The sequence below is a fragment of the Ornithinimicrobium sp. genome (assembly GCF_030537745.1).
GTDB lineage: Bacteria > Actinomycetota > Actinomycetes > Actinomycetales > Dermatophilaceae > Ornithinicoccus.
Window position 1 is genome coordinate 11,925 of sequence record NZ_JAUNVI010000057.1, and the last position, 1,247, is coordinate 13,171.

Annotated in this window: 2 protein-coding genes; both read left to right on the forward strand. The window is 68.5% G+C overall.

The features are described 5' to 3' along the window. A partial coding sequence (locus tag Q4P07_RS11400; RefSeq protein WP_303375041.1) for an SPFH domain-containing protein occupies positions 1–927 on the forward strand: 927 nt, incomplete at its 5' end. Between the two features lie 12 nt (positions 928–939). Next, positions 940–1,185, forward strand: coding sequence for a hypothetical protein (locus Q4P07_RS11405; RefSeq protein ID WP_303375042.1), 246 nt, complete (start codon positions 940–942; stop codon positions 1,183–1,185). Positions 1,186–1,247 lie beyond the last annotated feature (62 nt).

Consider the following 1,247-nt stretch of genomic DNA (forward strand, 5'->3'; position numbering starts at 1 on the left):
GGAGCGCCGGCCGGGACACCAGTGGGGCACGAGGGGACGCGTGTCGACGTCACCGAGCGGCGAGCCTGGTCGGTCGATGGTTTCGCCGGCCTGATCACCTCTCTGCTCCTCCTGGGGGTAGCCACCTGGCTCTTCATCGCCGGCGCGATCGCCGCCAACGCGGGGGAGGGTGGCTACCTGGGTATGGTGCTCGGCAGCCTCCTCGGCATCCTCGCCATCCTGCTGATGGCGTCGCTGACGATCGTGGCCCCGGGCCACACCAAGGTGGTGCAGTTCTTCGGGCGCTACATCGGCACGGTGCGAAAGCCCGGCATCCGCATGGTCGTGCCACTGAGCACCCGCAAGAATGTCTCGGTCCGGGTCCATAACTTCGAGACCAACGAGATCAAGGTCAACGACGCGGACGGCAACCCGATCAACATCGCCGCGATCGTCGTCTGGCAGGTGGCCGACACCGCGAAGGCGACTTTCGCGGTCGAGGACTACGAGGACTTCGTCGCCGTCCAGGCCGAATCCGCCTTGCGCCACGTCGCGATGAGCCACCCCTACGACAACGACGCCATCGAGGTCACCCTGCGAGGCGACACCGACGTCATCTCCGCCGAGCTGGCCGTCGAGGTCGCCGAGCGGATCACCCTGGCCGGTCTGGAGGTGATCGAGGTGCGGATCTCGGCGTTGGCCTACGCTCCGGAGATCGCCCAGGCAATGCTGCAGCGCCAGCAGGCGTCCGCGATCATCGCGGCCCGGGAAAAGATCGTCGACGGTGCCGTCGGCATGGTCGAAGGGGCCCTGCACAAGCTGGAGGCCAAACAGATCGTGGTGCTCGACGACGAGCGCAAGGCGGCGATGGTCTCCAACCTGCTCGTCGTCCTCTGCTCCGAGCGTGGCACCACCCCCGTCGTCAACGCGGGGTCGCTCTACTCCTGAGCGGCGCGCACCATGAGCGAGGACACCCAGGACGCACCGCGGCAGCGACGCAGCACCGAGCGCAAGGCCGTCCTGCTGCGGCTCGACCCTGCGGTCCATGCGGCGCTGCAACGGTGGGCAGCCGATGAACTGCGCAGCGTGAACGCCCAGATCGAGATCCTGCTGCGGGAGGGGCTGAAAGCCGCCGGCCGGTCCCCACGAGGTGTCGGGCCACTGCCGCGGCGGGGCCGGCCGCCCACGTCTGAGCACGACACCTGACCGCATACCCCTGGGTCGTGACCTCTGCGGCTCGCTGTGCTCGGGGTCTCTGTCGTCTCAGC